Source organism: Streptomyces sp. NPDC008079, assembly GCF_042957385.1.
Classification (GTDB): domain Bacteria; phylum Actinomycetota; class Actinomycetes; order Streptomycetales; family Streptomycetaceae; genus Actinacidiphila.
The window spans coordinates 120,263-138,919 of record NZ_JBIBIC010000017.1 but is presented as its reverse complement, the minus strand read 5'-3'; the positions used below and the strand labels follow the sequence as shown (position 1 = coordinate 138,919).

Annotated in this window: 17 protein-coding genes; 13 read left to right on the top strand and 4 right to left on the bottom strand. The window is 72.1% G+C overall.

What is annotated here, in order from left to right; genetic code table 11:
* The first annotated feature begins 17 nt into the window (after positions 1-17).
* The 7 genes from rsmD to mutM all read left to right on the top strand — a co-directional run bounded on the left by rsmD (position 18) and on the right by mutM (position 5,093).
* Complete coding sequence (gene rsmD, locus ACFZAM_RS28730) at positions 18-596, top strand: 16S rRNA (guanine(966)-N(2))-methyltransferase RsmD (RefSeq protein WP_355349461.1); 579 nt, start codon at positions 18-20, stop codon at positions 594-596.
* A 70-nt stretch (positions 597-666) separates the two neighbouring features.
* The gene (gene coaD, locus ACFZAM_RS28725) at positions 667-1,146 is read left to right on the top strand and encodes a pantetheine-phosphate adenylyltransferase (protein ID WP_355349488.1); all 480 of its coding nucleotides are present in this window, start codon (positions 667-669) and stop codon (positions 1,144-1,146) included.
* A 10-nt stretch (positions 1,147-1,156) separates the two neighbouring features.
* Positions 1,157-2,332, top strand: coding sequence for a cell division initiation protein (locus ACFZAM_RS28720; protein ID WP_391050359.1), 1,176 nt, complete (start codon positions 1,157-1,159; stop codon positions 2,330-2,332).
* Between the two features lie 175 nt (positions 2,333-2,507).
* Complete coding sequence (locus ACFZAM_RS28715; RefSeq protein ID WP_355349491.1) at positions 2,508-3,116, top strand: YceD family protein; 609 nt, start codon at positions 2,508-2,510, stop codon at positions 3,114-3,116.
* A 2-nt stretch (positions 3,117-3,118) separates the two neighbouring features.
* Positions 3,119-3,292 carry a 50S ribosomal protein L32 gene (gene rpmF / locus ACFZAM_RS28710; protein WP_188281855.1) on the top strand — a complete coding sequence of 58 codons (174 nt, stop codon included), beginning with the start codon at positions 3,119-3,121 and terminating at the stop codon, positions 3,290-3,292.
* 19 nt (positions 3,293-3,311) lie between these two features.
* On the top strand, positions 3,312-4,052 hold the full coding sequence (gene rnc, locus ACFZAM_RS28705) for a ribonuclease III (RefSeq protein ID WP_188281856.1): 741 nt from the start codon (positions 3,312-3,314) through the stop codon (positions 4,050-4,052).
* 174 nt (positions 4,053-4,226) lie between these two features.
* Positions 4,227-5,093: a bifunctional DNA-formamidopyrimidine glycosylase/DNA-(apurinic or apyrimidinic site) lyase gene (gene mutM, locus ACFZAM_RS28700; RefSeq protein ID WP_355349468.1), complete on the top strand. Its 867-nt coding sequence runs from the start codon at positions 4,227-4,229 to the stop codon at positions 5,091-5,093.
* Here mutM and ACFZAM_RS28695 read toward each other — a convergent pair.
* Together ACFZAM_RS28695 and ACFZAM_RS28690 are read right to left on the bottom strand one after the other, a co-directional pair.
* Complete coding sequence (locus ACFZAM_RS28695; RefSeq protein WP_391050358.1) at positions 5,066-5,491, bottom strand: winged helix-turn-helix transcriptional regulator; 426 nt, start codon at positions 5,489-5,491, stop codon at positions 5,066-5,068. The two genes, mutM and ACFZAM_RS28695, sit on opposite strands and share 28 nt — an antisense overlap.
* A 127-nt stretch (positions 5,492-5,618) precedes the next feature.
* Positions 5,619-6,503: a CAP domain-containing protein gene (locus tag ACFZAM_RS28690; protein ID WP_391050357.1), complete on the bottom strand. Its 885-nt coding sequence runs from the start codon at positions 6,501-6,503 to the stop codon at positions 5,619-5,621.
* Positions 6,504-6,648: 145 nt separating this feature from the next.
* On the opposite strand from ACFZAM_RS28690, the gene ACFZAM_RS28685 reads away from it, so the two are divergent.
* The 4 genes from ACFZAM_RS28685 (at position 6,649) to ACFZAM_RS28670 (ending at position 13,041) form a co-directional block, all read left to right on the top strand.
* Entirely contained in the window at positions 6,649-6,930 is a 282-nt protein-coding gene (locus ACFZAM_RS28685) for an acylphosphatase (protein WP_355349478.1), read from the top strand.
* A 296-nt stretch (positions 6,931-7,226) separates the two neighbouring features.
* Complete coding sequence (locus ACFZAM_RS28680) at positions 7,227-7,430, top strand: hypothetical protein (RefSeq protein ID WP_188281861.1); 204 nt, start codon at positions 7,227-7,229, stop codon at positions 7,428-7,430.
* 211 nt (positions 7,431-7,641) lie between these two features.
* Complete coding sequence (locus ACFZAM_RS28675; protein WP_391050356.1) at positions 7,642-11,517, top strand: AAA family ATPase; 3,876 nt, start codon at positions 7,642-7,644, stop codon at positions 11,515-11,517.
* A 108-nt stretch (positions 11,518-11,625) separates the two neighbouring features.
* Positions 11,626-13,041 (top strand): sugar porter family MFS transporter, encoded by a 1,416-nt coding sequence (locus tag ACFZAM_RS28670; RefSeq protein WP_355346347.1) that lies wholly within the window; start codon positions 11,626-11,628, stop codon positions 13,039-13,041.
* A 100-nt stretch (positions 13,042-13,141) separates the two neighbouring features.
* On the opposite strand, the gene ACFZAM_RS28665 is transcribed toward ACFZAM_RS28670, so the two are convergent.
* Positions 13,142-14,128 carry an LLM class flavin-dependent oxidoreductase gene (locus ACFZAM_RS28665; RefSeq protein ID WP_188281234.1) on the bottom strand — a complete coding sequence of 329 codons (987 nt, stop codon included), beginning with the start codon at positions 14,126-14,128 and terminating at the stop codon, positions 13,142-13,144.
* Positions 14,129-14,433: 305 nt separating this feature from the next.
* On the opposite strand from ACFZAM_RS28665, the gene ftsY reads away from it, so the two are divergent.
* The gene (ftsY, locus tag ACFZAM_RS28660; protein WP_391050355.1) at positions 14,434-15,642 is read left to right on the top strand and encodes a signal recognition particle-docking protein FtsY; all 1,209 of its coding nucleotides are present in this window, start codon (positions 14,434-14,436) and stop codon (positions 15,640-15,642) included.
* Positions 15,643-15,789: 147 nt separating this feature from the next.
* Here the strand turns inward: ftsY and ACFZAM_RS28655 are convergent, their stop codons facing one another.
* On the bottom strand, positions 15,790-16,488 hold the full coding sequence (locus tag ACFZAM_RS28655) for a bifunctional DNA primase/polymerase (protein ID WP_391050354.1): 699 nt from the start codon (positions 16,486-16,488) through the stop codon (positions 15,790-15,792).
* A 311-nt stretch (positions 16,489-16,799) separates the two neighbouring features.
* Between ACFZAM_RS28655 and ACFZAM_RS28650 the strand changes: the two genes are divergently transcribed.
* Positions 16,800-18,284: a hypothetical protein gene (locus ACFZAM_RS28650; RefSeq protein ID WP_391050353.1), complete on the top strand. Its 1,485-nt coding sequence runs from the start codon at positions 16,800-16,802 to the stop codon at positions 18,282-18,284.
* Positions 18,285-18,657 lie beyond the last annotated feature (373 nt).

Here is an 18,657-nt window from a genome sequence, read left to right as displayed (position 1 = left end):
CACCGGAAGTGAGTTCCATGACCCGCGTGATCGCCGGCGCCGCCGGGGGGCGGCGCCTCGCCGTACCGCCGGGCGACGGCACCAGGCCGACGTCCGACCGCGCCAAGGAGGGGCTGTTCTCCACCCTTCAGTCGCTGCGCGGCACGCTGGAGGGGGCCAGGGTGCTCGACCTCTACGCGGGCTCCGGCGCGGTCGGCCTCGAAGCGCTCTCGCGCGGCGCCGAACACGTCCTGCTGGCCGAGGCCGAGCCGCGGGCGGCTCGGGTGATCAGGGAGAACGTGGCGGCGCTGAAACTGCCCGGCGCCGAGGTGCGCTCGGGACGCGCGGAGAAGATCGTCGCGGGACCGGCGCCGCGGCCGTACGACGTGGTCTTCCTCGACCCGCCGTACGACGTCGAGGACGGCGAACTGCGGGAGATCCTGCTCACACTCCTGGCCAATGACTGGCTGACGGAGGAAGCGCTGGTCACCGTGGAGCGCAGGACCCGGGGCGGCGAATTCGGCTGGCCCCCGGGTTTCACGGGCCTGCGGTCCCGGCGGTACGGCGAAGCGACGCTTTGGTACGGTCGCGCCGCCCGGGTCACCGCCGGGTCATGAGCCCGCGGAGTCGACATGAACCCGCACCATGAGCCGTAGCACCCGCCGTACGGAGAGCGAGGAACCACTCTTGCGCCGCGCCGTCTGTCCGGGGTCCTTCGACCCCATCACCAACGGACACCTCGACATCATCGCCCGCGCCTCACGGCTGTACGACACCGTGTACGTCGCCGTGATGATCAACCAGTCCAAGCAGGGCCTGTTCACCATCGAGGAGCGCATCGCGCTGATCGAGGAGGTCACGGGCGACCTGGGCAACGTCAAGGTCGAGTCGTTCCACGGCCTGCTGGTGGACTTCTGCAAGCAGCGCGAGATCCCGGCCATCGTGAAGGGCCTGCGCGCGGTCAGCGACTTCGACTACGAGTTGCAGATGGCCCAGATGAACATCGGCCTCACCGGTGTCGAGACCCTCTTCGTCCCCACCAACCCCGCCTACAGCTTCCTGTCCTCGAGTCTGGTCAAGGAAGTCGCCCAATGGGGCGGCGACATCTCCCACTTGGTGCCGTCCGTCGTCCTCGACGCGCTCAAGCCCAAACTCCGACAGCGCTAGGCTCTCCCCCGTGGACGTCCAGAAGAAGCTCGATGAGATCGCGGCCACCGTGGCTAACGCCCGGTCGATGCCGATGTCGGCCTCCTGCGTGGTGAACCGTGCCGAGCTGCTCGCCATGCTCGACGAGGTCGCCGCCGCGCTTCCCGACTCCCTCTCCCAGGCGCAGGCACTGCTCGGCGACCGGGAGACGATGGTCGGGGAGGCCCGAGCCGAAGCCCAGCGGATCATCGAATCGGCCCACGCCGAACGCGGATCGCTGGTCTCCGACACCCAGGTGGCCCGCCAGTCGCAGGACGAGGCGGAGCGGATCGTCGCCGAGGCGCGCCGCGAGGCCGCCGAGATCCGCGCCGAGGCCGACGACTACGTCGACAGCAAGCTCGCCAACTTCGAAGTGGTCCTCACCAAGACCATCGGCTCGGTCGACCGCGGCCGGGAGAAGCTGCTCGGCCACGACCCCAACGGCTACGACCAGGGTTACGACCAGGCCGAGGAGGACGCGGACGCCCCCGAGCGCAGCGCCGACCCGGAGACCCTGCGCCGCCGCGCCGACGAGTACGTGGACGCCAAGCTGGGCGCCTTCGAGGCCGTCCTGAGCAAGACCCTGGAGGCCGTCGGCCGCGGGCGCCTGAAGCTCACCGGCCACAATCCGATCGACGACCTCGCCGCGCAGATGGCCGCGCAGGACGCCGCGGACGGCGACGGCGAGCACGGCGGGCAGCGGCAGAGCGACGCCGACTACATGGCGGGCCTGGCCGCGCCCACCGCCCCCGAGCAGGCCGACCTGGCGCAGTACGGCTACGACCCGGCCCCGCAGCAGGCCGCCGCCGCGGCGGCTCCCGGCTACGGCTATTCGCAGCAGGACACCGCGTACCAGCAGGGCGGTTACCAGGGCGACGGCGGCTACCGGCCCGAGTACCAGCAGGCCGCCGCCGACTCCGGCGCCTACGTCGACTACGGCACCCAGGCCCAGGACCCGTACGGCCAGCAGCAGCCCGCGTACCAGCAGGACGCGGCCGGCTACGGCTACGACCAGCAGCAGTACGACCAGCAGATCCCGTACCAGCAGCAGGGCTATCCGCAGCAGCAGCCGCAGGGGCAGCAGCCCGCGGCGCTGGACGAGACCAGCTTCTTCGACACCGGACTGATCGACCTCAACCGGCTGAGAGAGCTGGAGCAGGGCCGCTGAGGACGCCCGCGGGAGCCTGCCGGCGGCCCCGGACAGGCTCCGTTTGGGTGCGGGCGGGGTGGTCCAGTATCCTGTCACTTCCAGCCGTGTGAATTCCCGGCGCTTTGGCCTGCCCGCCCGCAAGGGTCGCCCGCGAGGGCCGCGGGGCAGGCCGTACCGATGAAAGCAGGAAGCCCTGAACACCCGCCTCGACCACCGCAACCCACTCGTGTTCGACACACACGAGCTGGGCCGGCGTCCTGGTGCGATGAGGAAGGTCTCCCGCTCGGTGCCGGCCCCCAAGGACCTCGGCCTCGTCGATGTCATCGGGGTGCCGGAGGGCGCCACGGTCGAGCTGGAGCTCCGCCTGGAGTCGGTCATGGAGGGTGTGCTGGTCACCGGCACCGCCCATGCGCCGGTCACGGGGGAGTGCGTAAGGTGTCTGGAACCCGTCGAGCGTGAGCTGGACGCGGAATTCCAGGAGATGTTCTCCTACCCCGACGCCGACACCAGGACCGCCCGCAAGGACGAAGCCGGTGACGACGCCGAGGACGAGGACGCGCTGGAACTCGAGGACGATCTCTTCGACCTCGAACCCGTACTGCGCGACGCGGTGGTGCTCGCACTGCCGTTGCAGCCGGTGTGCCGGGAGGACTGCGAAGGGCTGTGCTCCGAATGCGGAGTTCGCCTCGCGGACGACCCGGACCACCACCACGAGGTCACCGACATCCGGTGGGCGGCCTTGAAGGATCTCAACCAGAGTTTCGGTACCGACCATGGTGCCGACGAGAACCAGGAGAAGTAGCCGTGGCTGTTCCGAAGCGGAAGATGTCGCGCAGCAACACGCGCCACCGCCGTTCGCAGTGGAAGGCTGCGCCCGTGAGCCTGGTGGCGTGCGAGCGCTGCCACGAGCCGAAGCTCCAGCACATCGCGTGCCCGAGCTGCGGCACGTACAACCGCCGTCAGGTCATCGACGTCTGATCGGCAGGTGACAGGCTCCATGTCAGACGCCTCAGCGCCACAGTCGGCCACGGCGGACAAAGCCTCGTCCCCCACGCTTCTGGAAGGGCGGCTCGGGTACACCCTCGAGCCCGCCCTTCTGGTGCGTGCGCTGACCCACCGCTCGTACGCGTACGAGAACGGCGGGCTGCCCACCAACGAGCGGCTGGAGTTCCTCGGGGACTCCGTGCTCGGCCTGGTGGTCACCGACACCCTCTACCGCACCCACCCCGACCTGCCCGAGGGCCAACTGGCCAAGCTGCGGGCCGCGGTGGTCAACTCGCGTGCCCTGGCGGGCGTGAGCCGCGGGCTCGACCTCGGCGCGTTCATCCGCCTGGGCCGGGGCGAAGAGGGCACCGGCGGCCGGGACAAGGCATCCATCCTCGCGGACACCCTGGAAGCCGTCATCGGCGCGGTCTATCTCGACCAGGGGCTCGAAGCGGCCTCCGAGCTGGTGCACCGGCTCTTCGACCCGCTCATCGAGCAGTCCTCCAACCTCGGTGCGGGACTGGACTGGAAGACCAGCCTCCAGGAACTCACCGCAGCCGAAGGGCTCGGCGTTCCCGAGTACGTGGTCACCGAGTCAGGACCCGACCACGAGAAGACCTTCACGGCTGCCGCCCGCGTCAGTGGCGTCGAGTACGGCACCGGCACCGGCCGCAGCAAGAAGGAAGCCGAGCAGCAGGCGGCGGAGTCCGCCTGGCGCTCCATCCGCGAAGCCGCCGCCTCAGCGGCGAGCTGAGCCCCGAAGGGGCGCGGGAACCGCGCGATCGGCCGCGACGCGGCCGCAGGTCACCACCGGCCCCGGCGGGGCAGACCGGTCGTCTCCCGACCACCGGCCGTGGGGGGCCTGTCGCGCGGTTCCCCGCGCCCGTGGCAGGGGCACACGCACCCGCGTGGACCATGAGGGGATGTCATGCCGGAGCTGCCGGAGGTGGAGGTCGTCCGGCGCGGACTCTCGCGCTGGGTCTCGGGCCGCACCGTCGAGACGGCCACCGTTTTCCATCCGCGGGCCGTACGGCGGCACGTGGCCGGGCCCGAGGACTTCGCGGCGCGGCTCAAGGGCGCGGCGATGGGCGAGGCGCACCGCAGGGGCAAGTATCTGTGGCTGCCGGTCACCGAGGACCTGTCGCTCATGGCCCACCTGGGGATGAGCGGTCAGCTCCTGGTGCAGCCGCAAACCGCGGCGGCCGAGACCCACCTGCGGATCCGTATCCGTTTCCAGGACACCCTCGGCACCGAACTGCGCTTCGTCGACCAGCGCACCTTCGGCGGGCTGTCCGTGCACGAGGCGGTGCCGGGCGCGGCGGACGGCCTCCCGGCGGTCCTGGCGCACATCGCGCGCGACCCGCTGGACGACGCCTTCGACGAGGACGCCTTCCACACGGCGCTGCGCCGCAAGCGCACCACGATCAAGCGGGCGCTGCTCGACCAGTCGCTGATCAGCGGGGTCGGCAACATCTACGCCGACGAGGCGCTGTGGCGCACGCGGCTGCACTACGAGCGGCCGACGGCGTCGATGACCAGGCCGCGTACGGCGGAGCTGGTCACGCACATCCGCGAGGTGATGGGCGACGCGCTCGCCGCGGGCGGCACCAGCTTCGACAGCCTGTACGTCAATGTGAACGGTGAATCGGGCTACTTCGACCGGTCGCTGGACGCGTACGGCCGTGAGGACGAGCCGTGCCGCCGCTGCGGCACACCGATCAGGCGCCGGCCGTGGATGAACAGGTCGAGCTACTTCTGCCCGCGCTGTCAGCCGGTGCCGCGCTCCGCGTCGTAGCGTTCGCGCGCGGCCAGCACCTCCGGCATCCGGCCCTCGACCAGCGCGATCAGTGACAGCAGGCGCGCGGCGGTGTCCCGGCCGAGCGGGGTGAGCCGGTATTCGACGTGCGGCGGATTCGTCGGCCGCGCGTCCCTGACGACCAGGCCGTCGCGCTCCAGCGCGTGCAGCGTCTGCGACAGCATCTTCTCGCTGACCCCGTCCACGCGGCGGCGCAGCGCGTTGAACCGCAGCGTGTCCTCGTAGAGCGCGCCCAGCGTCAGGCCGCCCCACCGCCCGGTGACGTGCTCCAGCGTCCCGCGCGACGGGCAGGAGCGCGCGAAGACGTCGAAGGCGAGCCTGCCGTCGTCCTTCACGGTGGCCCCGGCGCACTCCGCCGTCCGGTCGCTGTCTGTCATACGGCCAGCGTACCCCCGCACAGCGCGCACTCCAGGGGTGCGCGATCCGCCGGTTAGCGCCCTGGCCAGGGCGGCTCCGGCTCCAGCGGCTCCCACGGCTCCACAGGCCGCGACGGCTCCAGCGGCCTCAGAAGCCGAAGTCCTGGGTCCACCAGGGGCCGCCGCTGCCGTAGTGGATGCCGACGCCGAGGGTCTTGTAGTCGCAGTTGAGGATGTTGGCGCGGTGGCCGGGGCTGTTCATCCAGGCGTCCATGACGGCCTGGGCGGTGGCCTGGCCGCGGGCGATGTTCTCGCCGCCGAGGTTGGTGATGCCCAGGGCTTTGGCGCGGTCCCACGGGGTCTTGCCGTCGGGGTCGGTGTGGTCGAAGAAGCCGCGGGCGGCCATGTCCTCGCTGAACGCCTGCGCGAGGCCGTCGAGGGAGGAACTGGCGGTGAGCGGCGAGCAGCCCGCGCTCGCCCGCTGGGTGTTGACCAGGGAGAGGATCGCCGCGCGGGCCGCCGTGACGGCGTCGGCGGAGGCCGGGGCGGCGGTCGTGGGCGGCTGGGTGCGGGCCGCGGTGGTGGTCGGCACCGGGGTGGTGGGCGCGGCCGTCGTACGGGTCGGCGTGGGGGCGGCGGCCGGGCTGGTGGCCGTACGGGACGGCGTCGCCGTGTTCGACCGCATCGTGCCCGGCTTCGACGGCGTACCGGAGGACGGGGTGCCGGGGGAGCCGGTGGTCTGCCCGGGGGTCGGCGCCGTGCTGTCGCCCAGCGGCGAGGGCATGTCGCTGCCGTCGCGCGACGGGTCCGCCGGGCCGTCGGCCTGCGTGTGGCCCGCGTCGCCCTGGCGGTAGTCGAGGCCGGCGGTGAGGCCGCTGAGCATGCCGGAGGACGCGGCGACCGCGCCCACGGCCATCGCGGCCGAGGTGGCGAGCAGTCCGGTACGGACCGGGTGGTGCTTACGGCGCCCGCGGTGCGAGCGGGGTCCCGTCTCCGGCGCTGCCGGTTGCGCATGACGGCTGTGACGGCCCATCCTTCGCGCTCCTCTGGTCGGCTCGGTTCTGGCGGCCCGATTCGGCGGATTAACCCGAACGGGTGACCCCGTTGTCGGGTGACTGTAGCGAATGACGCCGCCCGCCGATGTGCTGCTGATCCAACTGGCGGGATAGCGTGCGGACATGAACGAAGATGTCCGGCTCACCGCGTGGGTGCGCGGCCGCGTCCAGGGCGTCGGCTTCCGGTGGTGGACCCGGGCCACCGCCCTGGAACTGGGCGGCCTCGTCGGCTACGCGGGCAATCTGGGCGACGGCCGGGTCCAGGTCGTGGCCGAGGGCACGCGCGAACAGTGCGAGCGGCTGCTGGAGTGGCTGCGCCGCGGGGACACGCCCGGACGGGTCGACGGAGTGACCGAGATCTGGGGCCGGCCGCGGGGCGGATACGAAGGTTTCGAGATCCGCTGAGCAATTTGGTTGCCATACGACGATCGCCGTGTCAGGCTGCCCCCATCGAGCATGATCCCTATGCCACGCGGGCAGCCCGCGGCGCCGTCAGCGCCGTGTTTTCTGAGGCGGACCCGACGACTGGGCTGTGATCGTGTTGACCGTCCCGTTATTTGGTGAGACTCTGGAAGCCCCGCGCATCGTGGCTCCAGGATTGTTCAGCGGCGGTCACGGCACTCACCCTGCGCGGGCGAGCAACCCTCACCCACGACCCAAACCGCATTCGGTCGGTCACTCAGCGTGGAGGACCATCCATCATGGCAAAGGCGCTTCTCGGTTACGTCGGCGGTCCCGACCCGCGACTTCTCGCCGAGATGCGAAGGCTCCAGCAGCGCGTTCAGGATCTGGAATCCGAGCTTGTCCGGATGCAGGCCGAGAACGACGCTCTGACTGTCGCATCGCACGAAGAGTCGCTGCTCAGCAGCATCGACGTATCTCGCGCGGAGCCCGTGCTCGCCTGAACCGGTCCCCGGCCCGGACAGGTGTCCCCGGACACCGCCTGAGAATCTGCAGAATCCGCGAGGGACGCTTCGGCGTCCCTTTCGTCATTCCGCGCGCTGTCCCCTCGCCCTGCTCCCCACCCGCTCCCCGCCTGGACGTTCGCTTCTTAACGCATGATGTGCCCTGCGCCTTCCTCGGTGAAACCGAGGACGGCTAGTAGAGTCGACCGGCGTGCATCTCAAGAGCCTCACGCTGCGCGGTTTCAAGTCGTTCGCCTCGGCGACGACCCTGCGCTTCGAACCCGGAATCACCTGCGTCGTCGGCCCCAACGGGTCCGGCAAGTCCAATGTGGTCGACGCGCTGTCCTGGGTCATGGGGGAGCAGGGGGCCAAGTCGCTGCGCGGCGGCAAGATGGAGGACGTCATCTTCGCCGGCACCACGGGCCGCCCCCCGCTGGGCCGCGCCGAGGTGTCCCTGACCATCGACAACAGCGACGGCGTCCTGCCGATCGAGTACGCCGAGGTCACCATCACGCGGATCATGTTCCGCAACGGCGGCAGCGAGTACCAGCTCAACGGCGACACCTGCCGCCTGCTGGACATCCAGGAACTTCTGTCCGACTCCGGTATCGGCCGCGAGATGCACGTCATCGTCGGCCAGGGCCAGCTCGACTCCGTACTGCACGCCGACCCGATGGGCCGCCGCGCCTTCATCGAGGAGGCCGCGGGTGTGCTCAAGCACCGCAAGCGCAAGGAGAAGGCGCTGCGGAAACTGGACGCGATGCAGGCCAATCTCGCCCGTGTGACGGACCTCACCGGTGAGCTGCGCCGCCAGCTCAAACCGCTCGGCCGCCAGGCCCAGGTCGCCCGCCGCGCCGCCGTCATCCAGGCCGACCTGCGCGACGCCCGGCTGCGGCTGCTCGCCGACGACCTGGTCACGCTGCGGGAGGCGCTGAGCGCCGAGGTCGCCGACGAGGCCGCGCTCAAGGAGCGCCGCGACGCCGTCGAGACGGAACTGGCCGCCGCCGTCCAGCGCGAGGCCCGCCTGGAGGAGCAGGTACGCGCCCTGTCGCCGCGGCTGACCGACGCGCAGGCCACCTGGTACGCGCTGTCCCAGCTCGCCGAACGCGTACGCGGCACGATCGGCCTCGCCGAGCAGCGGCACCGGCACGCCACGTCCCAGCCCGCCGAGGAGCGGCGCGGCCGGGACCCGGAGGACATGGAACGCGAGGCCGCCCGCATCCGCGAGCAGGAGGCCGAGCTGTCCGAGGCGCTGGACGCGGCCCAGCGCGCCCTGGACGACACCGTCGACCACCGCGCCGAGCTGGAGCGCCGGCTCGCCGAGGAGGAGGCCCGGCTCAGGACCGCCGCCCGCGCCATCGCCGACCGCCGTGAGGGCCTGGCCCGGCTGCACGCCCAGGTCAACGCCGCCCGCTCCAAGGCCGCCTCCGCCGAGGCCGAGATCGGCCGCCTCGCCGCCGCCCGCGACGAGGCCCGCGACCGGGCGGAGTCCGCGCAGGGCGAGTACGAGGAACTGCGCGCGCAGGTCGACGGCCTGGACGCCGACGACTCGGAGCTGGAGGAGCGGTTCCAGGCCGCGCGCCGCGAACAGGCCGCGGCGGAGGAGGCGTTCAGCGCCGCGCGCGAGGCCGCCACCGCGGCGGAGCGCCGCCGGGCCGCCGTCGCCGCCCGCCGGGACGCGCTCGCGCCGTCGCTCCGCCGCAAGGACGGCACCGGCGCGCTGCTCAGCGCGGGCGAGGGGCGCGACGCCCTGCCCGGCATCCTGGGCTCGGCCGCCACGCTGCTCCGCGTCACCCCCGGCTACGAGATCCCGCTCGCCGCCGCGCTCGGCGCCGCCGCCGACGCCGTCGCGGTCACCGGCCCCTCCGCCGCCGCGGACGCGCTGCGCCTGCTCCGCAAAGAGGACGCGGGCCGCGCGGCCCTCCTCCTCGCGGCCCCGGCCGCCGAGCCCGTCGTCGCCCGCGACCACCGCCCGCCGACGGAGGCCGCCCGCGACGCGGCCGACGGGGACGGTCAGGGCCTCGCGAGCGGGGGTGTTTCCGGGGGCGGCGCGGGGTCCGGCGGGTCGGGCCCGGGCCCGGCAGACGCGGGCGTTTCCGGCGACCCGGGGCCGGACGCGGCCGAAGCGGGCGGGCGGCGTGCCGCGCTGCCGGGGCAGGCGGGCGGCGGCTCCGCCGGGTCCGGTGACGGGGGTCGCCTTCCGGCGGCGACGGCGGGCGCCGGTGTGCCGGGTCCGAGGCCGGAGGCCGCAGGGCTGCCCGGGCAGGCGCGGTGGGCCGTGGAGCTGGTCGCCGCGGACGGGGAGCTGCTGCCCGCGGTGCGGCGGCTGTTGGACGGGATCGTCGTCGTGGAGTCGCTGGAGGAGGCCGAGGCGCTGGTCGGGCGGCGTCCCGAGCTGACCGCGGTGACCGCGGAGGGCGATGTGCTGTCCGCGCATCTCGCGCAGGGCGGCTCGGCGAAGGCGCCCAGCCTGCTGGAAGTGCAGGCGCAGGTGGACGAGGCGACGGCCGAGCTGGAACAGCTCGACGCGCGCTGTGCGGCGCTGGCGGCCGAGCAGCAGGACGCCAAGGAGCGCCGGGCGGTGGCGACGCGCGAGGTCGAGGCGCTGACGCAGCTGCGCCGCGCGGCGGAGAAGGAGAAGTCGTCGGTCGCGCAGCAGCTGGGCCGGTTCGGCGGCCAGGCCAGGGCGGCGGCGGGGGAGGCGGACCGGGCCGCCGCGGCCGTGGGCCGCTCCGAGGAGGCGCTGGCGGCGGCCCGCGAGGAGTTCGAGGAGCTGTCGTACCGGCTGAGCGAGGCCGAGGAGGAGCCCGGCGAGGAGGAGCCGGACACCTCCGTACGGGACCGGCTGTCCGCCGACGGCGCGAACGCCCGGCAGACCGAGATGGAGGCGCGGCTCCAGGTCCGTACGCACGAGGAGCGGGTCAAGGGCCTGGCGGGCCGGGCCGACGGCCTGGACCGGGCGGCGCGCGCCGAGCGCGAGACCCGGGCCCGCGCCCAGCAGCGCAGGGCCCGGCTCGCCTACGAGGCGTCGGTCGCGGCGGCCGTGGTGGAGGGCGCCCGGGCGCTGCTGGACTGCGTCCAGATCTCGCTGGGCCGCGCCGAGGAGGAGCGGGCCGCCGCCGAGCAGGCGAGGGCGGAGCGCGAGGCGGAGCTGGGCCAGGAGCGGCGGCGCGGCCGGGACCTGAAGAGCGAGCTGGACCGGCTGACCGGCGACGTCCACAAGGGCGAGGTGCTGGGCGCGGAGAAGCGCATGCGGATCGAGCAGCTGGAGGCCAAGGCGCTGGAGGAGCACGGCATGGAGCCCGCGGGGCTCGTCGCGGAGTACGGCCCCGACCAGCTCGTGCCGCCGTCGCCGCCCGCCGAGGGCGAGATCCTGCCCGAGGACCCGGAGGACCCGCGCAACCAGCCGCGCCCGTACCACCGCCCCGAGCAGGAGAAGCGGCTGAAGGCGGCGGAGAAGGCGTACGCGCAGCTCGGCAAGGTCAACCCGCTGGCGCTTGAGGAGTTCGCGGCGCTGGAGGAGCGGCACAAATTCCTCACCGAGCAGCTGGAGGACCTGCGCAGGACGCGGGCCGACCTGCTCCAGGTGATCAAGGACGTGGACGAGCGGGTGGAGCAGGTCTTCACCGCCGCCTTCCATGACACCGCCCGCGAGTTCGAGGGCGTCTTCTCGCGGCTTTTCCCAGGTGGGGAGGGTCGGCTGCTGCTCACCGACCCGGACAACATGCTGACCACAGGTGTGGAGGTTGAGGCGCGTCCGCCCGGGAAGAAGGTCAAGCGGTTGTCGCTCCTGTCGGGCGGTGAGCGCTCGCTGACCGCGGTGGCGATGCTGGTGTCGATCTTCAAGGCACGGCCGAGTCCGTTCTATGTGATGGACGAGGTCGAGGCCGCGCTGGACGACACCAATCTCCAGCGGCTCATCCGGATCATGGAGGAGCTTCAGGAGAGCTCGCAGCTCATCGTGATCACGCACCAGAAGCGGACGATGGAGGTCGCCGATGCCCTGTACGGCGTATCGATGCAGGGCGACGGTGTCTCCAAGGTGATCAGCCAGCGGCTGCGGAACGGCAAGCAGCCGGCCGCGTAGGGCTCCGGGTCAGGCCCGGTTCCCGAGTGGTGGTGACCGACGCGTCGGCTGACACTCGAAGATCCAGACCCTCATGTGAGGGCTCACCGCCGAGCCCGAGGAGCCATCTTGACCAGCACCGCACGAGCCTCCGCCTCGGCAGATCACAACCCGCTGCCGGAGCACATCGGCCACATCATCTTCATCACGGCCGCCGCCGCCATGGGCGGCTTTCTCTTCGGCTACGACAGCTCCGTCATCAACGGCGCCGTCGAGGCCATCCGTGACAAGTACAACATCGGCTCCGGTACGCTCGCCCAGGTCATCGCCATCGCCCTGATCGGCTGTGCCATCGGCGCCGCGACCGCGGGCCGGATCGCCGACCGGATCGGCCGTATCCGCTGCATGCAGATCGCCGCGGTGATGTTCACCGTCAGCGCCGTCGGCTCGGCACTGCCCTTCGCGCTGTGGGACCTGGCCCTGTGGCGGATCATCGGCGGCTTCGCGATCGGCATGGCCTCGGTCATCGGCCCGGCCTACATCGCCGAGGTCTCGCCGCCCGCCTACCGCGGCAGGCTCGCCTCGTTCCAGCAGGCCGCCATCGTGCTCGGCATCGCGGTCTCGCAGCTCGTCAACTACGCCATCCTCAAGGGCGCCCACGGCGACCAGCGCGGCCACATCGTCGGCCTGGAGGCGTGGCAGGTCATGCTCGGTGTGATGGTCATCCCCGCGGTGGTCTACGGGCTGCTGTCGTTCGCGATCCCCGAGTCGCCGCGCTTCCTGATCTCCGTGGGGCGCGAGCAGGACGCCAAGGCCGTACTCGCCGATGTCGAGGGCTCGGACACCGACCTGGACGCCCGTGTCGCCGAGATCGAGACCGCCATGCGGCGCGAGCACAAGTCGACCTTCAAGGACCTGCTCGGCTCCCGCGGCGGTTTCCTGCCGATCGTCTGGATCGGTATCGGCCTGTCGGTCTTCCAGCAGCTCGTCGGCATCAACGTGGCCTTCTACTACTCGTCCACGCTCTGGCAGTCGGTCGGCATCAACCCCAGCAGCTCGTTCTTCTACTCCTTCACCACGTCGATCGTGAACATCATCGGCACGGTGATCGCGATGATCTTCGTGGACCGGATCGGCCGCAAGCCGCTGGCGCTGATCGGCTCCACCGGCATGGCCGTCGCGCTCGCCCTGGAGGCGTGGGCCTTCTCGTCCAAGTCCGGTGCCACCCTGCCGAACACCGAGGGCACGGTCGCCCTGATCGCCGCTCACTGCTTCGTGCTCTTCTTCGCCCTGTCGTGGGGCGTCATCGTCTGGGTCTTCCTCGGCGAGATGTTCCCCAACAAGATCCGGGCCGCGGCCCTCGGCGTCGCCGCCTCCGCGCAGTGGATCGCCAACTGGGCCATCACCGCGAGCTTCCCGAGCCTGGCGGACTGGAATCTGTCGGGCACGTACGTCATCTACGCGTGCTTCGCGACGCTCTCCATCCCGTTCGTGCTGGTGTTCGTGAAGGAGACGAAGGGCAAGACGCTGGAGGAGATGGGATAGCCGGGCGCCAAGCTCGCCGGGTGCCGGGTGCCGGGTGCCGGGTGCCGGGTGCCGGGTGCCGGGTGCCGGGTGCCGGGTGCCGGGCCGCGGGCCCCGGAGGCTACGCGGCGAGCTTGGGGAGCACCTGCTCCGCGAGCAGCCGCAGGCTCCGCCAGCCCTCGTCGACGGGCATGCCCCCGCACAGCGGGTGCAGCACCAGGCTCGCCTGGTCACCGCCCGCCTCGGCGAGGGCGACGCACTGCGCCGGTGTGACGATCCGGTAGACGCCCTCCGCGCGCAGCTCCGCCACTCCCGACGCGGCCGAGCGGACCGCCGAGTGGATGTCGCCCGACTGCCAGGACGCGTAGGTACGCGCCTCGTGCAGCAGGTGCCCGCCGTACTCGGCCCAGGCCCGGTCCGGGTCCTCCGCGATGTGCAGCAGCGGCACGTCGGCAGGGGGCATCAGACACCAGCCCTCCGTGCCGTACGCGGCCAGCCGCTCCTCGTAGTACGCCGCCAGCTCCGGCAGGTGCGCGCTGGGGAAGAACGGCAGGCCGAGCCGGGCCGCCCTGCGGGCCGCGGCCCGTGAGCTGCCGCCGATCAGCAGCGGCGGATGCGGCCGGGAGTACGGACGGGGCGTGACGCGTACGGTCCGGCCGCGGTAGTCGAATGGCTCGCCGGTCCAGGCCGCGATCAGCGTGTCGAGCACCTCGTCCTGGAGGGCGCCGCGCCGGTGCCAGTCCTGGCCGAAGGCCGCGTACTCCTCCGGGCGGTAGCCGATCCCGGCCACCGTGACCAGCCGCCCGCCGCTGACCAGGTCCAGTACGGCCAGGTCCTCCGCCAGCCGCAGCGGGTCGTGCAGCGGCCCGATCAGCGCGGACACCGTCACCGAGATCCGGCTGGTGGCGCCGAGCACGGCTCCCGCGAAGGCCAGCGGCGCCGAGAGCCAGTTGTTCTCCGCGCCGTGGTGCTCCTCGGTCTGCACGGTGGTGACGCCGTGCTCGTCGGCGTACCTGGCCATCTCCAGGGCCGCCCGGTACCGTGCGCCGAGTGCCTTCGGCTCGGCCCCCGGATCGATCAGATTCATGCGCACGACGGTCACGGTCATGGCGGACGGCCCCCTTCGCCGGATGCGGGCGACCGGAGATTAGCTGACGTGGCGTCAGATTCACAGGGCCGCGACGGTCCGGGGACGGCTGGGGCGGGCTGGGAAGGCCGCGGTCCGCCGCCCGCTCGCCGCCCGCGCACCGCCCGCGCGGCGCGGATACGGGCGCGGGTCCTGGGCGGGCGGGGGGTTTCCCGTACGGTTGACGTGCGCGTGTGCCTGACCGAGCCGTGACGCCTCGGTGGTCCCGAGCGTCGGTGGGCTAGCATGCACACGCCCTGACCTGGTGAAAGGCTCCGAAAGAAACCATGGAAATCGTCGTCCTTGCCGTAGTCATCGCCCTGGTCGTGATCCTCGGCGCCGGTGGACTGGTCGTCGGCAGCCGCCGCAAGAAGCGGCAGCTCCCGCCGACGCCGCCGAGCAGCCCGTCCGTCACCGCGCCTCCCGCGGAACCGCACGTCGGTGACGAGGCCGAGGCCCCGCGGGAGGAGCCCCGCAGGACCATCGAAGAGGTCGCCCTGCCCGGCGCGACCGCCGCGCCCGACGCCGTGGAGGAGGTGCAGGTCCCCCAGGCGCCGGTGCTCGAACAGCCGGAGCCCACGGCGGGACGTCTCGTCCGGCTGCGCTCACGCCTGTCGCGCTCGCAGAACTCGCTGGGCAAGGGGCTGCTCACGCTGCTCTCCCGCGAACGCCTCGACGAGGACACGTGGGAGGAGATCGAGGAGATCCTGCTCACCGCGGACGTCGGCGTCGCGCCCACCCAGGAACTGGTGGAGCGGCTGCGTACCCGCGTGCGGGTGCTGGGCACCCGGACCCCGGACGAGCTGCGCGGGCTGCTCCGCGAGGAGCTGATCACGCTCCTCGACCCGGAGCTGGACCGCACCCTGCACACCGAGAGCCACGAGACGTCCCCGGCCGTCCTGATGGTCGTCGGCGTCAACGGCACCGGCAAGACCACCACCACGGGCAAGCTCGCCCGCGTGCTGGTCGCCGACGGCCACAGCGTCGTGCTCGGCGCGGCCGACACCTTCCGCGCCGCCGCCGCCGACCAGCTCCAGACCTGGGGCGAGCGCGTCGGGGCGCGTACGGTACGCGGCCCCGAGGGCGGCGACCCCGCCTCCATCGCCTTCGACGCGGTCAAGGAAGGCATCGCCGAGGGCGCCGACGCGGTGCTCATCGACACCGCGGGCCGCCTGCACACCAAGACCGGCCTGATGGACGAGCTGGGCAAGGTCAAGCGCGTCGTGGAGAAGCACGGCCCGGTCGACGAGGTGCTGCTCGTCCTCGACGCCACCACCGGCCAGAACGGCCTCGTCCAGGCCCGCGTCTTCGCCGAGGTCGTCGACATCACCGGCATCGTCCTCACCAAGCTCGACGGCACCGCCAAGGGCGGCATCGTCGTCGCCGTCCAGCGGGAGCTGGGCGTCCCGGTCAAGCTCATCGGCCTCGGCGAGGGCGCCGACGACCTGGCCCCGTTCGAGCCGGGCGCCTTCGTGGACGCGCTCATCGGGGACTAGGGCCCGTCGTACGGCTGCGGTAAGGGGCGCTCACCCAGGTGGGCGTCCCTTACTCGTACCTGGTTGTGTACGGCAGGCGGCAGGCGGCAGGCGGCAGGCGGCAGGCGGCGAGGAGCGAGCGGCAAGCGCCGAGCGGGACGGCAGGGCTCAGGCGAAGGCGCTGTCGCGGTGGCTGACGTACGCCAGAGTGCCGAGCAGCAGGCGGGCCTCGGGGGGCTGGGCGGCCGAGTCGAGGACCGGCTCGCGCAGCCAGCGGACCGGGCCGTGGCCGCCGAGGTCGGACGGGGGAGCCGTCACATGGTCGCCGGGGCCCAGGCAGCGCAGGTCGAGGCGCGCGTCGTCCCAGCCCATCCGGTAGAGCAGGTGCGGCAGCTCGGCGGCGGCGCCCGGCGCGACGAAGAACTGCGCGCGCCCCGTCGGCGTCAGCAGGACCGGACCGAGCCGCAGTCCCATCCGCTCCAGCCGTACCAGCGCCCGGCGCCCGGACGCCTCGGCCACGTCGAGCACGTCGAAGGTCCGCCCCGCGGGCAGCAGCACCGCGGCCCCCGGCACCTGTGACCAGGCATGGGCGGCCCGCTCAAGCGTGGTGCCCGCAGGGATCTCGTCGGCGAAGGGCAGCGGATGCGCGCCCGGCTCCTTGCAGTCGTCCGCGCCGCACGAGCACGAACCGCCGCCGCGCGAGGCCCGCGCACCGGGCACCACGGCCCAGCCGCACAACCCCGTGTACTCCGCGACAGTGGTGCACACGGCGGCGCGCGTTCGCCGGCGCGCGCCGGGCCGAACCCCTGACCGCCCTCCGGTCCGCTGCTGCCGGATCTCCCGCATGCTGCCGATCGTGAACACCATGACACCTCCAACGGATCGCCGCGCCCGATGGTTACGCACCCGCCTGACCTCGTCCGACCGGCATGTGTCAAGTGAATCGCCTGTCGCCATAGTCGAGTTCATTCGAAGGGGTGGCGAATGGTGGCGTTTCCGCAACAACGGTCGCGGACGGGTGATCGTAGGATTACTTTCGGTTCGTAGGCCGACGAGGGCCGTCCGCACGCCTGCTCGGTTGTGCCGCAGGCATGCCTACGGCGGTGCGTGCGGTGTCGACAGGACTCAACCAGCCCTGGTATCCAAAGGGTTGAGCTAGTTCGGATGGGGGCTTGACCGTGGGCGGCACACAAGAGAAGCAGCCCAACGCGCAGTTGACCTCCTGGTTCGTGCGCAGCGGCTGGTCCAAGGGCGAGCTGGCCCGTCAGGTGAACCGCAGGGCACGCCAGTTGGGCGCCCACCACGTCAGCACCGACACCTCACGCGTGCGCCGCTGGCTCGACGGCGAGCAGCCCCGCGAGCCCATCCCGCGCATCCTGTCCGAGCTGTTCTCCGAGCGCTTCGGCTGCGTGGTGCCCGTCGAGGACCTGGGGCTGCGCTCCGCGCACCAGCCCGCCGCGGGCGGCGACGTCGACCTGCCGTGGGCGGGCCCGCAGACCGTCCAGTTGATCAACGAGTTCTCCCGCAGCGACCTGATGCTCGGCCGCCGCGGCTTCCTCGGCGCCTCGCTCGCGCTGTCCGCGGGCCCCGCGCTCATCGAGCCCATGCAGCGCTGGCTGGTGCCCACCGGCTCCGCCGCGGGCGGCCCGCAGGGCCCCGCGGGGGCCGACGGCCCGCTGCTCACCGCGCCCCGCGACACCGCGGGACGCCCCTCGCGGCTGTCGGAACAGGAGTTGCAGCTCCTGGAGTCCACCACCGTGATGTTCCGCGAGTGGGACAATCAGTGCGGTGGCGGCCTGCGCCGCAAAGCCGTCGTCGGCCAGCTCCACGAGGTCACCGACCTACTCCAGGAACCGCAGCCCGAGGCCGTGGCCCGCAGGCTGTACCGGATCACCGCCGACCTCGCCGCGCTCGCCGGATGGATGAGCTACGACGTCGGACTCCAGCCCACCGCCCAGAAGTACCTGGTCCTCGCGCTGCACGCGGCCAAGGAAGCGGGCGACCGGCCGCTCGGCGCCTTCATCCTGTCCTCGATGAGCCGTCAGATGATCCACCTAGACCGGCCGGACGACGCCCTGGAGCTCATCCACCTCGCGCAGTACGGCAGTCGGGATTCGGCCACCGCCACCACCCAGGCGATGCTGCACTCGCTGGAGGCCCGCGCGTACGCCAACATGGGCCAGGTCAACAAGTGCCACCGCGCCGTCCGGATGGCCGAGGACACCTGGAGCGACTCCCGCCCGGCCGAGGACCCGTCCTGGATCAGCTTCTTCAACGAGGCCGAACTGAACGCGGAGAACGCGCACTCCTACCGCGACCTCGCCTACATCGCGGGCCGCAGCCCCACGTACGCCTCCCTCGCGCACCCCGTCATGGAGCGCGCCGTCGAGCTGTTCAGCGACGACCCGGTGCACCAACGCGCGTACGCGCTCAATCTGGTGGGCATGGCCACCGTGCACCTGCTCCAGCAGAACCCCGAGCAGGCCGCGCACTTCACCGAGCACGCCATCACCGTCGCCAAGCGGGTCCGCTCCGAGCGCGTCAACACCCGTATCCGCAAGACCACCCAGTCCGCGGTACGCGACTACGGCGATGTCGCCGAGGTCGTCGCGCTCTCCGACCGGCTCTCGGCGGAGCTCCCGGAAGTCGCCGCGTCCGCGTGAACGTCAACGCGTCCGTAAACGTCAACGCGTCCGCGTAAACGTCGAGGCGTCCGCTGAGACTCGGCCCTCCGCGTAACGCGGCATTACTGTCACGCCTGTCCCGGCCGTCCCGTATACCGACGGGTATCCGACCGGCTTCCCCGACTCGTGGCCGGTCCGTATCCGCTTCGTATCCCATCCCACGTCACACGCGTATACAGCCTTCCGGTCACGTACGGCCGGTTCACCTTCACGTAACACGCGCGACTTCTTCGTCACGGCGCCGAAACACCGTGCGGCATCGTCGGAAACCCGCCTGAGCGAATCTCTTGGCGAAAACCGGCCCAACCCTTGCACCGCCCGCACGGGCCGTTCGGATGACGAGGAGACGCCG

Coding starts and splice junctions, on each gene's coding strand:
- rsmD (WP_355349461.1), top strand. CDS start 18: ATGACCCGCGTGATCGCCGGCGCCGCCGGGGGGCGGCGCCTCGCCGTA.
- rnc (WP_188281856.1), top strand. CDS start 3,312: ATGTCAGACGCCTCAGCGCCACAGTCGGCCACGGCGGACAAAGCCTCG.
- mutM (WP_355349468.1), top strand. CDS start 4,227: ATGCCGGAGCTGCCGGAGGTGGAGGTCGTCCGGCGCGGACTCTCGCGC.
- ACFZAM_RS28695 (WP_391050358.1), bottom strand. CDS start 5,491: ATGACAGACAGCGACCGGACGGCGGAGTGCGCCGGGGCCACCGTGAAG.
- ACFZAM_RS28690 (WP_391050357.1), bottom strand. CDS start 6,503: ATGGGCCGTCACAGCCGTCATGCGCAACCGGCAGCGCCGGAGACGGGA.
- ACFZAM_RS28685 (WP_355349478.1), top strand. CDS start 6,649: ATGAACGAAGATGTCCGGCTCACCGCGTGGGTGCGCGGCCGCGTCCAG.
- ACFZAM_RS28680 (WP_188281861.1), top strand. CDS start 7,227: ATGGCAAAGGCGCTTCTCGGTTACGTCGGCGGTCCCGACCCGCGACTT.
- ACFZAM_RS28665 (WP_188281234.1), bottom strand. CDS start 14,128: ATGACCGTGACCGTCGTGCGCATGAATCTGATCGATCCGGGGGCCGAG.
- ftsY (WP_391050355.1), top strand. CDS start 14,434: ATGGAAATCGTCGTCCTTGCCGTAGTCATCGCCCTGGTCGTGATCCTC.
- ACFZAM_RS28655 (WP_391050354.1), bottom strand. CDS start 16,488: ATGGTGTTCACGATCGGCAGCATGCGGGAGATCCGGCAGCAGCGGACC.